The sequence below is a fragment of the Brevibacterium samyangense genome (assembly GCF_039529845.1).
Classification (GTDB): Bacteria; Actinomycetota; Actinomycetes; order Actinomycetales; family Brevibacteriaceae; genus Brevibacterium; species Brevibacterium samyangense.
In genome coordinates this window covers 49672-68208 of sequence record NZ_BAAANO010000020.1, presented here as the reverse complement: position 1 = coordinate 68208, position 18537 = coordinate 49672, and the positions used below count along the sequence as shown (strand labels likewise).

Genomic DNA, 18537 nt, shown 5'->3' with positions numbered 1-18537 from the left:
TCGGAGCGGCCGTCGCCCTGCACGTCCCCGGGTCGTCACCGGGCCGCCGGACGGTCCTGCAATTCTACTGCCAGGTCCCTGGCCGCTTCCTCCACGCGCGGGTCCTCGCCGCGTGCAAGGGCCGCCACCTCCACGGCGTCGTCCGACACCCGCACCCACACGCGGCGGCGCGGGACGAACAGCGACAGCCCGAGTCCCGCGAGCAGCAGGATCGAGAACACGAGCATGAGCCCCTGCGTCGGGTCGTGACGGATGTCGACCGCGATGAACCGCTCCACACCCTCGAACGTGACGGATCCCATTCCGTTGCCCAGTTCGAAGGTCTCCCCTGGAGCGAACTCGACCGTGAGCGGTTCGCCGTTCGCATCGGTGAGCGCGGTCATGTTCTCGGCCTCGAGTTCATACACCGACTGTGCGATCCCGTCGTCGAGCCCGAGGTCGCCCGCCCATGCGCTCATGACGAGGTACGGATTCCGCAGCTCCGCGAACTGGGAGACGAGTTCGCCCTCGGCGTTGTACCCCGCGGTCGGCAGCAGGACGCCGACGAATCCGAGCTGTTCGGGCTGTGCATCCGGCACCTTGACGACACCGCGGGAGGTGTAGTTGCCGTCCTGCGGGAGGAACACGACCGGCCCGGAGAACGTCACCTTGCCGTTCGCGTCCTTCGTCGTGATGACCGGTGCGTAACCGTTGCCCGTGAGGTAGACGCCCGCACCGCCGACGCGGATCGGTTTGTTCACCTCGAGCAGGTGCGAGGTCTCGTTCCCCTCGCTGTCGATCGTCGTCATGTCCGCCTCGAACATGCGCGGCTGCCCGTACTGGTTTCCCGCGGCGAGGTCGTCGAACTGCGTGCGGAAGTCGTCGAGCCTCAGGCGGAAGTCGTCGAGGTCGTCGGCGTCGAAGAAGCGACCGGTCTCGAACGAGTCGTAGGAGACGAGCGAGTTCGTGAAGGTGTCGCCCTCGACGAGGACACGCTGGCCGGAGTACCCGAAGAACGAGCCGATGGCCATGGTCACGACCGTGCCGAGCAGGGCGACGTGGAACAGGAGGTTGCCCGTCTCCCGGAGATAGCCGCGCTCCGCGGCGATGTGGTCACCGCGGTGGACCGTCCGGTACCCGAGCTTCTTCAGCCGCGCCTGCGCGTCGGTGAGCACCGCCTCGGCCGAGGCGCCACGCGCCTGCCCGACGTCCCTCGCCTTTCCCGCAGCCGCCTCGGACGTGGCGCCGGTCCGCGAGGCCGCCTTCGCCTCGGCGAGGGGGAAGGACTCGTGCGCGGGCATCCGCGAAAGGCGCCGCGGAGCCCGCGGGGGTGCGGCGCGCATCGCCTTCCAGTGCTGCTTCGTCCGCGGCAGCACACACCCGACGAGCGACACCATGAGGAGGATGTAGACGGCGGAGAACCAGAACGACGAGTACACGTCGAAGAGTTGGAGCGTGTCGAGCACCTGCCCGAGCGTGCCGTTGTCCTCGATGAAGGAGTTGACCCGGGACGGGTCCTGCACCCGCTGCGGGAACAGGGAACCGGGGATCGCGGCGAGGGCGAGCACGAGCAGGAGGATGAGGGCGACCCGCATCGTCGTGAGCTGACGCCACGCCCAGCGGAGCATCCCGATCACTCCGATGTCGGCCGGGACCGGCTTCTCGTTCTTCGTCACGCTCGGTTTCCTCGGTTCCTTCTCCGCTGCTGTCGAATCCGTCCTGCGGGGCTCGGTGGCCCGTGGTTCCGCGGCCCGTGGTGCTGGGCCCTGTGGTTCGGGGGCCTTCGCATCCGCCATGTCAGATCGCCACCTCGTAGTTCGCGATGAGTCCCTGCAGCGAGTTCATCCACAGCTCCCACACCCCCGTCACGAGGAGGAGCCCGATGAGGACGAGCATCACTCCCCCGGCCACGACGATCCCCCGCTGGTGCCGGCGCACCCACTGCAGGCGGCCCATGCCCTTGTGGAGAAGGACCGCGACGACGAGGAACGGCACACCGAGGCCCAGGCAGTACACGAAGGTGAGGAGGACGCCCCGCCACACCCCGTCCGAGGCGCCGAACCCGGTCGAGAGCGCGAGCACCGCCGCGAGGGTCGGCCCGATGCACGGCGCCCACCCGAGTGCGAACGTCGCACCGAGCACGGGCGCTCCCCACAGCCCGGCCCTCGGCCGCGCGTGGATCCGGCGTTCGCGCTGGAACACCGCGAGCCCGCCCATGAACACGATGCCGGCGATGACGACGAACACGCCCATGATCCGGGTGATCGTGCCGATGTGTGCCGACAGGAGCACGCCGAGTCCGGAGAACGCGGCACCGAGCGCCACGAAGACGACGGCGAATCCGAGGACGAAGAGCCCGACGCCGAGGACGACGCGGCTCGTGCGTTTGTCCTCGAGGCTCGACCCCGACAGCCCGGTGACGTATCCGACGTAGCCCGGCACGAGCGGAAGCACGCATGGGGAGACGAAGGACACCGCACCGGCGAGGGCCGCGACGAGGACCGCCACGAGCAGGGGTCCGTCGAACGCCAGCTGGGCGAAGGTGGAGCCGACGCTCACGTGCCGGCCAGGACGTCTTCGACGAGACCGCGGAGCGTGGACTCCTCGACCGAACCGACGACGCGCGCGGCAGCCCTGCCCTCGCCGTCGAGCACGACGGTCGAGGGAGTGGCCTGCGGCGGGAGGATGCTCGAGAGGAGGGACACCATGGACCCGTCGGTGTCGAGCATGTTCGGGTACGTCACGTCGAAGGTGTCGAGGAAGCCCTGTGCGGCGGCCTCCTGGTCACGCACGTTGACCCCGAGGAACACGACGTCGTCGGCGAAGTCCGCCGCCACGGCCTCCAGCGCAGGGGCTTCCTTGCGGCACGGCGGGCACGCCGCGTACCAGAGGTTGACGACGACGAGTTTGGGCCGCCACTCGGCGAGCGAGTGCTCCGTCCCGTCGAGGGTCGTGAACGTGAGGTCGAGCGGTTCACCGCGGTCGGCGACCGGCACCTGGGTGATGACACCCGTGCCGCTCACGTATCCCTGGTCACTTCCGGCCTGCTGGGCGAGGGCGTCGTTCGTCTCCGAACCGCAGGCGGCGAGGAGTGCCACGAGCCCCGCACCGCCGACGCCCGCTGCCGCGACCCGCAGTGCGGAACGCCGATCCACGGGCTGAGAGAAGTCCTTCACGCGCCGGGCACCGCCTTCTGCGGCTGCAGGTCCGCGCACACATCCGTATAGAGCATGTCCTCCAGTGTGGCGTCCGAAAATGTGAAGGAGGTGACCGAGGCGAGTGCACATTCACGCTTGCGCGGATCGTGCCAGAGCGGTCGGCCCTCCGCGGCGAGGCGGGTCACCCAGATGGGCAACTGATGGGAGACGACGACGCCCTCGACGGTGTCGAGGCCCTCCGCCCGGGCGATGCCCGTGAGGCGCGTGCGCAGGGTCGCCATCGCGGCGCGCATCCGGTGCACCTGCTCGACGTAGGGTTCACCCCACGAGGGCCGGAACGGGTTGTAGACCTTCACGAGGTTCGCCGGCTTCTTCACGTCCTGCGCGACCTTGAGACCCTCAAACTGGTTCGCCGCCTCGATGACCCGCTCGTCGGTCACCGGGTCCATGTCCAGGGCACGGGCGATCGGTGCCATCGTCTCCTGCGCCCGCTGGAGGGGCGACTGGACGAGCGCGCGGATCGCCTCGGTGTTCTCCGGGAACCATTCGCCGAGGCGCTCGGCCATGGCCCGTCCGGTGTCGGAGAGTCCGTAGCCGGGGATCCGGCCGTAGAGGATGCCGTCGGGGTTGAAGACCTCACCGTGCCGGGTGAGGTGGATGCGGACCGTCGTCATGTCACTGCCCCGCGTCGATCGCGGCCGCGGCGGCCCGCGCGGCAGCGGGGAGCGCGGCGACGATCCGGTCGAGGACGTCCTCGGTGTGTGCGAGCGAGAGGAACCACACCTCGAAGGCGCTCGGCGGCAGGTGGATGCCCTGGTCGAGCATCGAGGTGAAGAACGCGGCGTACCCCTCGGAGTGCTGGGCCTTCGCGTCCTCGTAGTTGCGCACCTCGCCCTCGGTGAAGAACACCGAGAACATCGAGTTCGCGCTCTGGATCACGTGCGGGACCCCCGCTTCGGAGAGCGCCGAGGCGATCGCCGGGCGGAGCGCATCCGCCGCCTTCTCGATGACGGAGTAGACGTCGATTTCCTCGGTGAGGCGGAGGGTCGCGAGTCCTGCCGCCGTCGCGACCGGGTTCCCGGAGAGCGTGCCGGCCTGGTAGACCGGGCCGACCGGTGCGAGGTGCGCCATGACGTCACGGCGACCGCCGAAGGCCGCGGCCGGGAAGCCACCGCCCATGACCTTGCCGAAGGTGAAGAGGTCGGCGGGGCCCTCGGGGTACCCCTCGGTCGCGAGTTCGTGACCGTACCAACCGGTGCGGGAGACGCGGAAGCCGGTCATGACCTCGTCGGAGATCATGAGGGCCCCGTGCTGCTTCGTGAGGGAGCGGATGAGGTTCGTGAACCCGTCGCGCGGGGGCACGATGCCCATGTTGCCGGGGCACGCCTCGGTGATGACACAGGCGATGTCGTCCCCGTGCTGAGCGAAGGCCGCACGCAGGGCGTCCTGGTCGTTGTACGGCAGGACGATCGTGTCCGCGGCCGAGGCGCCGGTGACTCCCGGCGTGTCCGGCAGCGAGAACGTCGCGAGTCCCGATCCGGCGGCGGCGAGGAGGGCGTCGACGTGCCCGTGGTAGCAGCCTGCGAACTTCACGACCTTCGCCCGACCGGTGTATCCGCGGGCGAGGCGCACAGCGCTCATCGTCGCCTCGGTACCGGAGGAGACGAGACGGACCTCGTCGAGCGGTTCGAGGCGTGCCGTGATGGCCTCGGCGAGGAGCACCTCGTTCTCGCTCGGGGTCCCGAAGGAGAAGCCCTTGGCGGCGGCCTCCTGCACGGCGGCGAGCACCTCCGGGTGCCCGTGACCGAGGATCATCGGGCCCCAGGAACCGATGAGGTCGACGTACTCGTTGCCGTCGACGTCGGTGAGGAACGCACCCTGCGCGCGATCGATGAACCGCGGAGTGCCGCCGACGGATCCGAAGGCGCGCACGGGCGAGTTCACGCCACCGGGGGTGACCTGCTGGGCGCGGGCGAAGAGGTCCTGCGAGCGAGTGATGGACCGAGCTGACATGGGGCTCCTTCTCACGGGCGGTTGCGGGTGGAGGTCAGAGGAGGGTGGAGATCACGGGCGGGTGCGGACGGATCGCAGGTGCGCGTTGACCTTCTCGAAGGCGGACCCGAGCGCCGCGGTCTCCTCGGGCGTGAGCTGGTCGATGAGGTGTTCGCGGACGCCCCGCACGTGGACGGGCGCGGAGTCGACGAGGAGGGCGTACCCCGCTTCCGTCATCCGGCACTCGACCCCTCGACCGTCGGCGGCGGACGCCGACCGCACGACCCACCCCTGCTTCTCCATCTTCGTGACGATGTGGGTGAGGCGGGACCGGGAGATCGCGAGGTCGTCCGCGAGCTCCGCCATCCGCATCGTGTGATCGGGACGTTCGGAGAGACGGACGAAGATCTCGTACTCGCTCATCGCGAGGCCGTGGGACGCCCGTAGTTCACGGTCGAGCGTGGAGATGAGGAGTTCGAAGCTCTCGAGCGAGTGACGCCAGGCGTGCTGCTCCGCGGGCGAGAGCCACCGGACCTCGGGTGCCTCCGGCTGTGCGTCGGTCGAGGAGGATGTCGGATCGGATTCGGTCATGTCGAAGGCCCCGTCACTGCTTCCGGGCGGCGAGTTCCTGCGCCACCTCGGTCGCCCAGTAGGTGAGGATCGCGTCCGCGCCGGCCCGCTTGAACCCGATGAGGGACTCGAGGATCGCCGGCATCCGGTCGATCGCGCCGGCACGGGCGGCGAACTCGACCATCGCGTACTCGCCGGAGATCTGGTAGCTCCACACGGGAACGGGGCTGGCTGCGGCAACCTCCGCGAGGACGTCGAGGTACGGCATGCCCGGCTTCACCATGACGATGTCCGCGCCCTCGGCGAGGTCGAGGTCGAGTTCGTGGAGCGCCTCGCGGCCGTTCGCCGGATCCTGCTGGTAGGTGCGCCGGTCACCGTCGAGCTGCGATTCGACGGCCTCCCGGAAGGGGCCGTAGAACGCCGAGGAGTACTTCGCGGTGTAGCCCATGATGACGGTGTCGGTGAAGCCCGCGGTATCGAGCGCGTCACGGACTGCGGCCACCTGGCCGTCCATCATCCCGGACAGGCCGAGGACCTGCGCACCGGCTCGAGCCTGGGCGATGCCCATCGCCGCATAGCGGTCGAGGGTCGCGTCGTTGTCGACGGCACCGGTGTCGGTGAGGACACCGCAGTGTCCGTGGTCGGTGAACTCGTCGAGGCACAGGTCGGCCATGACGACGAGGCGATCGCCCACGGCCTCCTGACATGCGGTGATCGCGCGGTTGAGGATGCCCTCGGGCGAGTCGACCTGCGAACCGATCGCATCCCGGTCGGCGGGGATGCCGAAGAGCATGATGCCACCGATCCCCGCCTCGGCGGCTTCCTCCGCGGCCGCGACGAGGGAGTCGAGAGTGTGCTGGAACACGCCCGGCATGCCCTGCAGCTCGACCGGTTCCGTGAGCGTCTCCTTGACGAACATCGGCAGCACGAGATCCGCCGGGTGCAGCCGGACCTCGGAGACGAGGCGGCGCAGCGCGGGCGTGGTGCGCAACCGGCGCGGGCGAACGGCGCCGGGAGCGAGTGCATAACGGCTCATGATCGGGTCACTTCCTCTTCCGTGCATGGGACTGCGAGGGTCGGCACGGTGTCCGACCTGCGGCGAGATCCTCGGCCCTGCGGTTCCGAGCGTACTCCGCGAGTCCGCCCACGAGGGATCCGAGGTTCGCCTCGGAGGCGAGGACGTCGACCTGCAGGCCGTTGTCCCGCGCGGTCTGCGCGGTGGCCGGACCGATGCAGGCGACGACCGTGTTCCGGTGCGGCTTTCCGGCGATCCCGACGAGGTTGCGCACCGTCGAGGACGAGGTGAAGAGCACCGCGTCGAACTCGCCGGTCTTGATGCTCTCGCGGATCGGGGCCGGCGGCGGGGCCGCGCGCACGGTGCGGTAGGCGGTGACGTCGTCCACGTCCCACCCGCGTTCGAGCAGACCGCTCACGAGCACGTCCGTCGCGATGTCCGCCCGCGGCAGGAGGACCCGGCCGAGCGCGTCGATGTCCGCGTCGAAGTCCGGCCAGTCCTCGAGGAGGCCGCGTGCCGACTGCTCGCCGGCGGGCACGAGCTCGGGTTCGATGCCCCAGTCGCGCAGCGCCGCGGCGGTCTGACCACCGACCGCGGCGATCTTCACGCCCGCGAGCGCGCGGGCGTCGAGGCCGAGTTCCGTGATGCGCATCCGGACCGCCCGGACCGCGTTCACCGAGGTGAATCCGACCCACTGGTAGTCGCCGTCGACGAGGGCGCGGATGGCCTTCTGGATCTGAGTGGGGGTGCGCGGCGGCTGCACCGCGATCGTGGGCACGACCGTGCCCTCGGCACCGAACTCGGAGAGGAGTTCGCGCGTGGAGTTCCCCTGCTCCTTCGTCCGGGGGATGAGGACCTTCCACCCGAAGAGCGGCTTCGACTCGAACCAGGTGAGGTCCTGACGCTGATCGATCCCCTTGCCCAGCAGCATGACGACCATGTCGTCCTCCCGCAGGGTGCCGGCGGAGAGCTCTTCCGCGAGGCGTGCGGGGGCCGAGGACACCGTCGCGTCCATCGTCACCTGACCGAGCGTCGACAGGTTCGCGGCCAGGAGCACCGGGGTCTCCGGCTCCCAGCCGTCGGAACCGAGCGCGGCGAGGGCCTCCGTGAGACGGGCCGGGGTGCCCGTGACGACGTGTCCGGTGTTGCGGTGCTTCGAGACGTCCGTGTGCGTCTGCGGTCCGGCCTCGACGAACCGGACCGAACGGGTGCGGTTCGTCGTGAGCGGAGTGCCGGTGTACGCCGACATCGAGGAGCTGATGCCGACGCCCGGCACCATCTCGACACCGACCTCGGCGCGGATGCAGGCGGCCGCCTCATCGGTGGTCGTGGAGAACAGCACGCCGTCGTGCGGCACGATGCGCACGACCGTGCCGTGTTCGGTCGCGAGACCGGCGAGCCTCCGGCCTCGGGTGGACGCGGTCTGGCCGAGTTCGGTCGAGTCGATGCGGGTCGCGGTCGGCGGCACGTAGGCCTCGACGATGTCGTCGTGGACGCGCGGATCATTCACGACGACGGCGGTGCGGGACAGCAGTTCCGCACCGCGGTTCGTCATGAGACCCGGATCGCCCGGGCCGGCGCCGAGGAAGTAGACCATGGCCCGGCCGGGGAGCAGCCGGGTGGGACGGCGCTCCCCCGAACTCACTGCGCCTCCTCCGTCGCGAATGCGGAGACGTGGGACACCGGGGCGTTCGTCCCGGCGGCGGTCCCAGGGATGACCCCGAGGGTCTCGAGGAGCGCGTCGGCGGTGTCGAAACCGAGCTGCTTGGCCGCGAGCCGGATCTCCGCCTCTCCCGTGCTCGCGCTGCGCTTGGGCAGCTCCGCGACCTTCGAGACGCGCTGCAGGCGACCGGTCTCGTCGGCCATGACGGCGGTGACGGTGAGGGCCCTGCCGTCGAGTTCCGCGAGGGCACCGATGGGGGCCGAGCAGCCGGCCTCCGCGCGGGACAGCACGGCGCGTTCGCACTCGACTGCGACGCTCGTGGCCTCGTCGTGGATCCGGTGGAGCGCACGGCGGAGCTTCGCGTCGGTCTCCGAGAGGTCGGCGTCCTCCGACCGGCACTCGACCGCGAGGGCACCCTGGCCGGGGGCCGGGAGCATCACGGCCGGGTCGAGCACGTCGGTGACCTCGGAGAGACGGCCGAGGCGTCGCACACCCGCCGCGGCGAGCACGACGGCGTCGAGCGAACCCTCGGTGACGTGCCGGATACGGGTGTCGACGTTGCCCCGCACGCCCTTGACCTCGAGGTCGGGACGGGCCGTACGGATCTGCGCGGCGCGCCGCGGGGATCCTGTGCCGACGGTGGACCCGGCGGGCAGTTCACGCAGCGTGAGACCGTCACGGGCGATGATGACGTCGGCCGGGTCGACGCGCGGGGGCACGGCCGCGAGGGCGATGCCGGCGGCGGGCGCGGTCGGGAGGTCCTTGAGCGAGTGGACGACGACGTCGACCTTGCCGGTGAGGAGCGCGGTACGGACCGCGGACACGAAGACGCCGGTGCCGCCGAGGCTCGCGAGCGGGGTCATGTTGACGTCGCCCTCGGTGACGACCTCGACGATCTCGACGCGCCAGCCGGTCTCCGCCGCGAGCTGCTGGGCGATCGCGATGGACTGGGCGCGGGCGAGCTGCGAGCGACGGGTACCGAGCTTCACGGTCGTGCCGTTCCACCGTTCGGGCTCCACGATCTCGAGCGTGTGGTCGGCGACCGGCTTGAGGCCGTCGGCCGGGACGTGCGCGGCCGGACGCTTCTCGGCGGGGGCCGGAGCGGGGGCGTGCATCGTCGCGAGCGAGCGGTCGAGGCGCGGGAGTGTCTTGTCCCGCAGGTCGAAGAGCGTCGTGAGTGCCGCGGCGTAATCGACGCCGGTGTCCTCGACGCTCAGTTCCTTCACCCGCACGGTCGGGGTGTGAATGATCTTGTCGACCGCCCGGGACAGCGACTTCCGGACCTCGCGGAGGATCTTGTCGTCGACCTGGTCACCGAGCTTGTGCGCCAGGCGTTCGAACTCGGCGTCGACGACGTTCTCGGCCTGCGCACGGAGCGCCGTGACGGTCGGAGCAACCTCCCGGGCCTTGCGTCCGGCGGCGATCTGTTCGAGTTCCTCACGAATGATGCCGCGGACCTCACCGATGATCGAGACGACGTCCGAGGAGTCCGCGTGGCGTTCCTCCGCGAACATCGCACCGAGGTCGTCGAGGCCGAGGAGCCGCACGTGATCGAGTTCGGTCACCGCGGTGTCGATGTCGTGCGGGAGCGCGAGGTCGACGAGGAACTTGTTCGGCTGCTCGTCGAGGTCCGGGCGCATCCCGGCGGCGAGCAGGTCCTTGTCGAGAACGGTGCCGCGGGCCCCGGTGACCGACACGATGAGGTCGGCATCCGTGATCTCCCGGACGAGGGAGTCGGCGTCGAGAGCGACCGCACGGCCGCCCACGCCCGCGACGAGGCGCTCGGCCTTCTCGAGGGTCCGGTTGATGACGGTGATGCTCCGCACGCCGGCACGTTCGAGCGAGGCGACCGTGAGGCCCGACATCGCACCGGCACCGACGACGAGGGCGTTCGCCCGTTCGAGGGGTCCGATGTGCTCGACCGCGGCGGAGAACGAGGCGTCGAGGAGCGACTGCGACACGGAGTCCAGAGCCGTCTCCGAGTGCGCCCGCTTGCCGACGCGCAGTGCCTGCTGCATCGCGACGGAGAGTCCCCCCGTGAGCCGCCCGGCGGCCTGCGCCTCCGTGAAGGAGGCCCGCAACTGTCCGAGGATCTGGGCCTCACCGAGCGCCATCGAGTCGAGGCCCGAGGCAAGGGTGAGCAGGTGCTCCATCGCCCGGTCGTCGAAGTACACGTACACGTGCTCCGACAGGGTCTCCCAGTCGATCCCGACCGTCTCCACGAGTGCCTTGCCGAGGTCCGCGAGGCCGCCGTGGAAGGAACTCACGTCCGCGATCACCTCGAGACGGTTGCACGTGGCGAGGACCGTCGCGCCGTCGACGTGATCGCCGGCGAGGGCCCGGTCGACGAGAGCGGCACCACGGCCGCCGTCGATCGCGCATGCGTCGAGAAGGGACATCGGGGCGGAACGGTGTGAAATTCCCAGGACGAGAAGGGTCACTGTGACTCCCTGCTGATGACCACGGTCTCCGCGGAGACCGGTGCCGGAATGGAGACTGGTGCGGGTGCGGGTGCGGCCGCAGTGTAGTGCGCGAGCACCTGGAGTTCGGTTGCGAGGTCGACGTGCTGGACGTGGACCCCGGACGGGACGGAGAGGACGACGGGCGCGAAGTTGAGCAGCCCCCGGACGCCCGCGGCGACCGCGAGGTCCGCGACCTCCTGCGCCTGCGGTCCGGGGACCGCGATGACGAGCAGTTCGAGCCCGCGCTCGGCGGCGACCTCGGGAAGGGCGTCGAGGTGCGCCACCGGCACGCCGCCGACGACGGACCCGACGACCGGCGCGGCCACGTCGAACACGGCGACGAGCTCGAAACCGCTCGTGCGGATCCCGGCGTAGTCGGCGAGTGCGGAGCCGAGGCGTCCGGCACCGACGATCCCGATCCGGCGGGTGCGGTCGAGTCCCATGAAGACCCGCAGGCGGGCCGCGGACTGGGCGCAGTCGTAGCCGACCCCGCGGCGCCCGGAGGCACCGACGTGCGAGAGGTCGCGGCGGAGCACGGCCGAACCGACGCCGCAGCGGCGTGCGAGTTCCTCACTGGAGACGGTGGTGATGCCCTGGCGCAGGAGCGATTCGAGAGCCTGCAGATAGCCGGGAAGTCGTCCGACGACCGGCGCAGGTGCGTTCACGTCGAACCGTCCTCCTTCTGCTTGGTCCCGAATCCTCGTACCGCTGTGTCAGCGTTGTCCGCGTCCTGTACGCGCCGTGCCGAGTGCCGTGTGCCGCCTCACGCCCCGCGTGCCGCGAGGCGGTCGATCGCCGCGGCGAGCCTGGCAGTGTCCACCCGGTGGAAGCTGTGCTTCCGGCCCCCGAGGAGGACGACCGGGACGTCCCAGTCGTACTCGGCCTGCAGCTGCGGGTCCGTGTCGATGTCGATCTCCTCGACGACGACATCACGTCCGGCGATCGCCTCCGCGACACGCGCGCGGGCGTCCTCGCACAGGTGACAACCGGTGCGGGTGAGGAAGGTGAGTGCGACACTCATGAGCGGGTGGACGCTGCGACGCCCCCGCCGGAGAACCGGACGGGGGCGGCACACACGAAGTCGATTACTTCTTGTTGCGGCGCTGGTGGCGGGTCTTGCGGAGAAGCTTGCGGTGCTTCTTCTTCGACATACGCTTGCGACGCTTCTTGATAACGGAACCCACTGTGTACCTCACGAGGTCGGAGTGAACGTGGGCACCGATACCGACGAGCTTTCCGGCACGCAGGTGTCCACGCGGTGAACATAACCGCTCGATTCTATCGCTTCGGCGGCGCTGTGCCCAAAAGTGTCCGCCACCTCACACCGGCACGCTCGGGCGGGAATGTCAGTCGTAGTACGCGTCGAGTCCGTAGAAGGGGAACACGTTCTTCCGCGTCGACATCACCGAACGGTCGAGGTCGGATTCCGGATCGAACCCCTGTGACCAGGGACGGAACTCCCCGTCGTAGCCGTCGGTCATGATCTCCGGCGCCGGGCGGCCGACGCGGTCGAGCACGTGCCGCTGCCACCGCTCGGGCACGCTCTCCCACGGGCCGATGTCCGCACCCGCGGCGATTGCGACGAGATTCACCCATGCCCGCGGTACGACGTCGACGATGGCGTACCCGCCCCCGCCGGTCGCGAGCCACTTGCCCTCGCAGTGCTGCTCCGCGAGGTCGCGCACCCACATGGTCGCCACCCGCATCGCGTCGACACTGAGGCGCAGGTGGGTGAGCGGGTCCTGGCGGTGCCCGTCGCACCCGTGCTGGGACACGACGACCTGCGGCGCGAACTCCCGGACGACGGCGGGGACGACCGCATCGAGTGCCCGGAGCCAGTCACTGTCGTCCGCGCGCGGTGGCAGGGGGATGTTCACCGCCGAGGCGGCGGCCCGGAGGCCACCGATGTCGTTGGGGAACCCGGTGCCGGGGAAGAGGAAGCGCCCGTTCTCGTGGATCGAGATCGTGAGGACGCGGGGGTCGTCCCAGAAGAGCGACTCGGTGCCGTCGCCGTGGTGGGCGTCGAGGTCGATGTAGAGGACACGCTCGAGGCCGGAGTCGAGGAAGTGGCGGATGGCTCCGGCGGCGTCGTTGTAGACACAGAACCCGCTCGCCTTCCCCGCCATCGCGTGGTGCATCCCGCCGCAGAAGTTCACGGCCCGGTCGTAGCGACCGGAGGAGATCGCCCGTGCCGCCTCGATGCTGCCCTGGAAGATCCGGCCGGACGCCTCGTGGATGTGGTCGAAGCGGGGGACGTCCTCGGTCCCGATCCCGTACGTGGCCGTCGTGATCGCGTCGACCGCCCGCACCCCCTCGGCCGCCTTCACCGCGTCGACGTAGCCGCTCGAGTGCACCTTCCCGAGTTCCGTCTCGTCGGCCGCACCCACGGCCTGGACGTGGATGCGCGGATGATCGAAGAGCCCGAAGTCGATCGCGAGCTTCGCCGTGAGATCGAGGCGCAGGGGGTGCATGGGGTGCGCGGGACCGAAGTCGTACTCGGTGAAGGACTCGTCCCACACGACGTACACCTCGGCCGGCCTCGTCGCCTCTGCTCCGCTCGTCATGGGAACACTGTAACCGCCGTCACGGGGGGCTCCGCGCCCACCGCGACGCGTCCGCGTTCGCCGCAGCGCGGTCGCCGGAACACCGTCCCGCGGTACTTGAATCCGCACCGAGCAATCACTAGGTTCGCTTTAGGCCCTCACAGGCGCGGGCCGCACCCGGTTCCGGCCGTACTCCGGCCCCGGAACCGCCGCACATGTCCCCTCGAACAAAGGCGTTCACGTGACAGTTCCCTCCCGCTCCCTCCCTCTCCTCGTGGCCGCGTCCGCGGCCGGTGCCCTCACCCTCTCCGCCTGTGCCGGCAGCGCCGGCGGCGCCGGGGGTTCCGGTTCCGGTGGCGGCGAGGGCTTCGCGTACGGCGCACCCCAGGAGGAGGTCGATGCAGCCCTCGCCGACCTCGAGCCGGTGACGCTCACCTACCAGCCGTCCGCCGCCTCGCCGACCTCCGTGATGGCGGACTCCGCTCATGCCTACAAGGAGATGGTCGAGGAACGTTCGGGCGGCAAGATCACGATCGAACTCGTGTGGGGGCAGGCGATCGCCGGGTACACCGACGTCCCGGACGCCCTCGCGGACGGGCGCCTCGACCTCTCCTACGCGCTCCCCATCTACATGCCCGGGGAGTTCCCCTCCTTCGACGCCGCGGCGACCTCGATGTCCGGGCTGCCGATCTCCCCGGTCGTCGGGGAGATGGTGAGCAGCGCGGTGTCCGCGGAGATCGGCTGGTCCGCGGAGAACCTCCTCGCCGAGTACGAGGCCGAGGGCGTCGTGCCCTTCTCCCCCGTCGTCGCCTCGGGCGCGTACTACAGCGTGTGCACACAGCCCGGCACGGACGCGGGGTTCCTGCAGGGCAAGCAGGTGCGGGTCGCCTCGACCGCGCACCACGAGGTCGCGAACGCCCTCGGGGCGTCGCCGGTGTCGATGGAGTACGTCGAGGTCTTCGAGGCCCTCCAGCGCGGGACCATCGACTGCACCTTCGCCCAGCTCATCTCCTCCGCCGAGTCCGGCGTCCTCGAGGTCGCCCCGCACGTGGGATACACCTCGGACGCCGACTCGATGTCCTCGCGGGCCGTCGGCGCCGAACTCGCCGGTTCCTCGTACCAGGCGCTCCCCCTCGCCTACCAGCAGATCCTCTTCGACTCCGCCGGCGTCGCTCGCGCCGCCGCGGGTACCACCTCCGTGGTGAACGGCACCGCGATGGCGATCGAACAGGCCAAGGGCGCCGGCGGTGGCGCGGTTCCGTTCGACGAGGACGTGAACGCGACGATCGCCGAGGCGAATGGCGCACTCCGGGAGAAGGTCGTCGCCGAGGGGCTCCTCGGGGACGACATCGGTACCCGTGTCGACGAGGCCGGCGCGAAGTGGGCGGCCAGGGCCGAGGAACTCGGGTACACCGACGGCGGCACCATCGAGGACGTCGACGAGTGGTGGACGCCCGAGGACGTCGACTTCACCCCGTGGGCGGAGGCGCTCTACGAGGAGCTCTACATCCCCCACCGCCCCGCGTGAGGGCCGTTCCGTCCGCCGCCGCACGTCCGCCCCGCCCCGACCTCCCGAACAGGTGACCCATGCGACCGCTCGCCCGCGCCTCGGCGCCCACCCACCGTCCGTCGTCCGCCGCACGCTCGGGGATCCCCGTCGTCTCCGCCGTTCTCGCCTCCGCGCTCCTGCTCACCGCCTGCGCCGGGAGCGCCGGTGGCGGTGGGGGCGGGGGTGCCGCGGGCGAGGGTTTCGCCCATGGGGCGCCCCAGGAGGAGGTCGACGCGCTGCTCGCCGACCTCGATCCCGTGACACTCACGTACCAACCGGCGGCCGCCGGACCGAACTCGATCATGGCACCCGAGGCCCGGGCCTTCGCCGAGGAGATCGAGGAGCGTTCGGGTGGGAGGATCACCCTCGACATCGTGTGGGGGCAGGCGATCGCCGGGTACACGGAGATCCCCAACGCACTCGCGGACGGGCGGCTCGACATCTCCTACGCCCTCCCCATCTACATGCCCGCGGAGTTCCCGTCCTACGACGCCGCGGCCACCGCGCTCAACGGGGTGCGGAATTCCCCGTTCCTCGGAGAGATCGTCTACAACGCGGTGTCCGCGGACATCGGCTGGCAGAACACCGGGCTCCTCGAGGAGTACGCGGCGGAGGGAGCGAGTGCTCTCAATCCGATGATCTCGTCAGGCGGCTACTACATGGTGTGCCGCGACCCCGGCAGCGCGCCCGAGGACTGGGCGGGACGGCAGGTGCGCATCGCCTCGACCGCCCACCACGCCGTCGTCGAGGCACTCGGCGCGTCGCCCGTGTCGATGGAGTACGTCGAGGTGTACGAGGCACTCCAGCGCGGCACCGTCGACTGTTCGCTCGCCGAACTCCTGCCCACTGCGGAATCGAGCCTGCCCGAGGTCGCCCCGTACATCACGTACGTCGATGACGCGACGAGCTTCTCGTCACGGGCGGTCGGGGCGATGCTCGCCGGACCGTCCTTCGACGCCCTCCCCCTGCCCTACCGGCAGATCGTCTTCGACGCGGGGCAGACCCAACTCGCGGGGATGACGGGCATCGTCATGGACGGCACCGCCGCGTCGATGGCCGGGGCGAAGGAACACGGTGGCGCGGTCGAGGCGATGGACCCGGCGTCCGCGGAGATCATCCGGACGACGAACGCGGAGCTCACCGCCGGCGTCGTCTCCGACGGACTGCTCGGCGACGACGTGGAGGCCCGGATCGACGAGTCCGAGGAGCACTGGGCGACCTCCGCCGAGGCACTCGGACTCACGGACACCGGGGCGCCCGAGGACTTCGACACGTGGTACGACCCGGGCGCCGTCGACCTCGACCCGTTCGCCGCGGAGGTGTTCGAGCACGCCTTCCTCGCGCATCGCCCCGAGTGAGGAGCCCGCTCCGCTATACACTGGCCGGGTGATGAAGACGAGCAGGCGGGAGATGTTCGACGAGCGGGTGCTCACCTCCGGCCGTCGGTTCCGCGACTTCCTCGACCGGATCGCGGAGGCCTCCCCCGCCCGCCTCGCCCTGCTGTCGTTCATGGCCGTCATCGCGGTCTTCGTCGCCCTCCTCTGCCTGCCGGCGGCCCACCGTGACCCCGATGCGGACGTGAGTTTCGCGAAGAGCCTCTTCGTGGCCGTGTCCGCCGTCTGCGTCACGGGCCTCACCCCGGTGACCACCGAGGAGTACTGGTCGGACTTCGGGATCGCCGTCATCACCGCCGCGATCCAGGTCGGTGGCCTCGGGATCCTCACCCTCGCCTCGATCCTCGGCATGGCCGTGTCGGGGCGCCTCGGCGTGCGGCAGAAGCTCATCGCTGCCCAGGCGACGAACACCTTCCAGATCGGTCAGGTCGGCACGCTGCTGCGCACCGTGCTCCTCACCGTCGTCATCGCCGAGGCGACCGTCGCCGCCCTCCTGTTCCCCCGCTTCCTCGCCCGCGGGGAGGAACTCGGGGACGCCCTCTGGTACTCGGTGTTCTACGCGGTGTCCTCCTTCAACAACGCCGGGTTCACGATCCACCCCGGCGGCATGGAGTACTTCCACGACGACCACTGGATCCTCTTCGTCATCATGGCCGCGGTGTTCGTCGGGGCGCTCGGCTTCCCGTGCGTGCTCATGATGGCGCTCTTCTGGCGGACCCCGAAGAAATGGGACCTCCACACGAAACTCACTCTCGCGACCTCCGGGATCCTCGTCGCCGTCGGCTTCTTCTTCCTCCTCCTCTTCGAGTCGAGCAATCCGCGCACCCTCGGGGAGGAGGGCGCCTTCCCCACCGCGATGGAGGTGCTCTTCATGGCGGTGATGCCCCGGTCCGGCGGGTTCGCGACGATGGACGTCGCGGACATGAACCAGACGAGCCACCTCCTCTTCGACGTCCTCATGTTCATCGGTGGTGGCTCCTCGTCGACCGCCGGTGGCATCAAGGTGACGACCCTCGCGGTCCTCGTCCTCGCCTCGGTCGCGGAGGCCCGCGGCCTCAAGGACGTCACCGCATTCAAGCGGCGGATCGACCCGGCCGTCATCAAGGTGTCGATCTCCGTCACCCTCGCCGGTTTCGTCATCGTCATCGCCGGCACGCTCACGATGCTGCAGATCACCCGGTTGCCGCTCGACCTCGTCCTCTTCGAGGTGATCTCCGCGTTCGGCACGTGCGGCCTGTCCTCCGGGGTGAGCGCAGAGGCGAGCGATCCGGGGCTCTACGTCCTCAGTCTCCTCATGTTCCTCGGCCGCCTCGGTACGATTACCCTGGCCGCGGCCCTGTCGACGCAGAGCACCCGCCGCCTGTTCAAGTACCCCGAGGAGAGACCGATCATTGGCTAAGCGCACACAGGCACCCGGCTCCGACGACTCGATCCTCGTCATCGGCCTCGGACGGTTCGGCGCGGCCACCGCGGAAGCGCTCACGAAGATCGGTCGCGAGGTCATGGCGGTCGAGAAGAACGCCGAACTCGTCCAGGCGTGGTCGACGAAACTCACGCACGTCGTCGAGGCGGACGCGACGAACCTCGATGCGCTCCGCCAGGTGGGCGCGGCGGACTTCACGACCGCGGTCGTCGGGATCGGCACCTCGATCGAGGCGAGCGTCCTCGCGACCGCGAACCTCGTCGACCTCGGGATCGACCAGGTGTGGGCGAAGGCGATCTCCGTCTCCCACGGCAAGATCCTCCGACGCATCGGTGCCGAGCACGTGCTCTACCCCGAGTCCGAGGCGGGGGCGCGCGTCGCCCGCCTCGTGTCCTCCCGCATGCTCGACTACATCGAGTTCGACGACGGTCACTTCGCCGTGGTGAAGATGCGCCCGCCGAAGGAGATCCAGGGCTTCACCCTCGCGGAGTCGAAGATCCGCGCGACGTACGGAGTCACCGTCGTCGGCGTCAAGAGCCCGGGCCGCGACTTCACGTACGCGGACCCGGAGACGCGCATCAACAGCAACGACATGCTCATCGTCGCCGGGCACGTCGAACTCCTCGGCCGGTTCTCCTCCCGCCCGTAGGTTCTCTCTTCTCTCCCGGGCCCTATCCGGCGTTCCGGCATTCTTCCGGTGTCCCGACGACCGCCGAGGCGCCCGCCTCCGGTGACGTGTGATGCCACCGGAGACGGGCGCCTCGGGAACGAAGTGGCTCCTGCGGAGCC

The 18537-nt window shown here is 70.1% G+C and carries 17 protein-coding genes; 4 read left to right on the top strand and 13 right to left on the bottom strand.

Translation table 11 applies throughout. From position 1 onward, the window contains the following. Positions 1-35: 35 nt before the first annotated feature. The 13 genes from resB to ABD172_RS10885 form a co-directional block, all read right to left on the bottom strand. Complete coding sequence (resB, locus tag ABD172_RS10945; protein WP_344309570.1) at positions 36-1655, bottom strand: cytochrome c biogenesis protein ResB; 1620 nt, start codon at positions 1653-1655, stop codon at positions 36-38. A gap of 121 nt (positions 1656-1776) precedes the next feature. After that, positions 1777-2538 carry a cytochrome c biogenesis CcdA family protein gene (locus tag ABD172_RS10940; protein ID WP_344309567.1) on the bottom strand — a complete coding sequence of 254 codons (762 nt, stop codon included), beginning with the start codon at positions 2536-2538 and terminating at the stop codon, positions 1777-1779. Further along, positions 2535-3134 carry a TlpA family protein disulfide reductase gene (locus ABD172_RS10935; RefSeq protein ID WP_344309566.1) on the bottom strand — a complete coding sequence of 200 codons (600 nt, stop codon included), beginning with the start codon at positions 3132-3134 and terminating at the stop codon, positions 2535-2537. Before ABD172_RS10935 ends, ABD172_RS10940 begins: the two co-directional genes overlap by 4 nt. Positions 3135-3151: 17 nt before the next feature. After that, entirely contained in the window at positions 3152-3811 is a 660-nt protein-coding gene (locus ABD172_RS10930; protein WP_344309565.1) for a histidine phosphatase family protein, read from the bottom strand. 1 nt (position 3812) lies between these two features. Beyond that, positions 3813-5150, bottom strand: coding sequence for a glutamate-1-semialdehyde 2,1-aminomutase (hemL, locus tag ABD172_RS10925; RefSeq protein WP_344309564.1), 1338 nt, complete (start codon positions 5148-5150; stop codon positions 3813-3815). Positions 5151-5201: 51 nt separating this feature from the next. Next, positions 5202-5720 carry a MarR family winged helix-turn-helix transcriptional regulator gene (locus ABD172_RS10920; protein WP_344309562.1) on the bottom strand — a complete coding sequence of 173 codons (519 nt, stop codon included), beginning with the start codon at positions 5718-5720 and terminating at the stop codon, positions 5202-5204. Positions 5721-5733: 13 nt separating this feature from the next. Further along, complete coding sequence (gene hemB / locus ABD172_RS10915; protein WP_344309560.1) at positions 5734-6735, bottom strand: porphobilinogen synthase; 1002 nt, start codon at positions 6733-6735, stop codon at positions 5734-5736. Between the two features lie 7 nt (positions 6736-6742). Further along, positions 6743-8359: a bifunctional uroporphyrinogen-III C-methyltransferase/uroporphyrinogen-III synthase gene (locus ABD172_RS10910; protein ID WP_344309558.1), complete on the bottom strand. Its 1617-nt coding sequence runs from the start codon at positions 8357-8359 to the stop codon at positions 6743-6745. Continuing rightward, positions 8356-10818 (bottom strand): glutamyl-tRNA reductase, encoded by a 2463-nt coding sequence (gene hemA, locus ABD172_RS10905; RefSeq protein WP_344309556.1) that lies wholly within the window; start codon positions 10816-10818, stop codon positions 8356-8358. The genes ABD172_RS10910 and hemA overlap by 4 nt, the downstream gene beginning before the upstream one ends. Next, positions 10815-11504: a redox-sensing transcriptional repressor Rex gene (locus ABD172_RS10900; RefSeq protein WP_344309554.1), complete on the bottom strand. Its 690-nt coding sequence runs from the start codon at positions 11502-11504 to the stop codon at positions 10815-10817. Before ABD172_RS10900 ends, hemA begins: the two co-directional genes overlap by 4 nt. Positions 11505-11602: 98 nt before the next feature. Next, entirely contained in the window at positions 11603-11860 is a 258-nt protein-coding gene (locus tag ABD172_RS10895) for a glutaredoxin family protein (RefSeq protein WP_344309553.1), read from the bottom strand. A gap of 64 nt (positions 11861-11924) precedes the next feature. After that, the gene (locus ABD172_RS10890) at positions 11925-12023 is read right to left on the bottom strand and encodes a 30S ribosomal protein bS22 (RefSeq protein ID WP_005504750.1); all 99 of its coding nucleotides are present in this window, start codon (positions 12021-12023) and stop codon (positions 11925-11927) included. Between the two features lie 162 nt (positions 12024-12185). Next, positions 12186-13403, bottom strand: coding sequence for an acetoin utilization protein AcuC (locus ABD172_RS10885; RefSeq protein WP_344309551.1), 1218 nt, complete (start codon positions 13401-13403; stop codon positions 12186-12188). A gap of 220 nt (positions 13404-13623) precedes the next feature. On the opposite strand from ABD172_RS10885, the gene ABD172_RS10880 reads away from it, so the two are divergent. Genes ABD172_RS10880 through ABD172_RS10865 form a run of 4 tightly spaced genes read left to right on the top strand, consistent with a single transcriptional unit; the run spans position 13624 to position 18397 of the window. Then, positions 13624-14910 (top strand): type 2 periplasmic-binding domain-containing protein, encoded by a 1287-nt coding sequence (locus ABD172_RS10880; RefSeq protein ID WP_344309549.1) that lies wholly within the window; start codon positions 13624-13626, stop codon positions 14908-14910. 59 nt (positions 14911-14969) lie between these two features. After that, positions 14970-16289 carry a TRAP transporter substrate-binding protein DctP gene (dctP, locus tag ABD172_RS10875; RefSeq protein WP_344309548.1) on the top strand — a complete coding sequence of 440 codons (1320 nt, stop codon included), beginning with the start codon at positions 14970-14972 and terminating at the stop codon, positions 16287-16289. Positions 16290-16320: 31 nt separating this feature from the next. Next, positions 16321-17724 carry a TrkH family potassium uptake protein gene (locus tag ABD172_RS10870; RefSeq protein WP_344309871.1) on the top strand — a complete coding sequence of 468 codons (1404 nt, stop codon included), beginning with the start codon at positions 16321-16323 and terminating at the stop codon, positions 17722-17724. Next, positions 17717-18397 (top strand): potassium channel family protein, encoded by a 681-nt coding sequence (locus ABD172_RS10865; RefSeq protein ID WP_344309547.1) that lies wholly within the window; start codon positions 17717-17719, stop codon positions 18395-18397. Before ABD172_RS10870 ends, ABD172_RS10865 begins: the two co-directional genes overlap by 8 nt. Positions 18398-18537 lie beyond the last annotated feature (140 nt).

Coding starts and splice junctions, on each gene's coding strand:
- hemB (WP_344309560.1), bottom strand. CDS start 6,735: ATGAGCCGTTATGCACTCGCTCCCGGCGCCGTTCGCCCGCGCCGGTTG.
- ABD172_RS10870 (WP_344309871.1), top strand. CDS start 16,321: ATGAAGACGAGCAGGCGGGAGATGTTCGACGAGCGGGTGCTCACCTCC.
- ABD172_RS10930 (WP_344309565.1), bottom strand. CDS start 3,811: ATGACGACGGTCCGCATCCACCTCACCCGGCACGGTGAGGTCTTCAAC.
- ABD172_RS10920 (WP_344309562.1), bottom strand. CDS start 5,720: ATGACCGAATCCGATCCGACATCCTCCTCGACCGACGCACAGCCGGAG.
- hemL (WP_344309564.1), bottom strand. CDS start 5,150: ATGTCAGCTCGGTCCATCACTCGCTCGCAGGACCTCTTCGCCCGCGCC.
- dctP (WP_344309548.1), top strand. CDS start 14,970: ATGCGACCGCTCGCCCGCGCCTCGGCGCCCACCCACCGTCCGTCGTCC.
- ABD172_RS10885 (WP_344309551.1), bottom strand. CDS start 13,403: ATGACGAGCGGAGCAGAGGCGACGAGGCCGGCCGAGGTGTACGTCGTG.
- ABD172_RS10895 (WP_344309553.1), bottom strand. CDS start 11,860: ATGAGTGTCGCACTCACCTTCCTCACCCGCACCGGTTGTCACCTGTGC.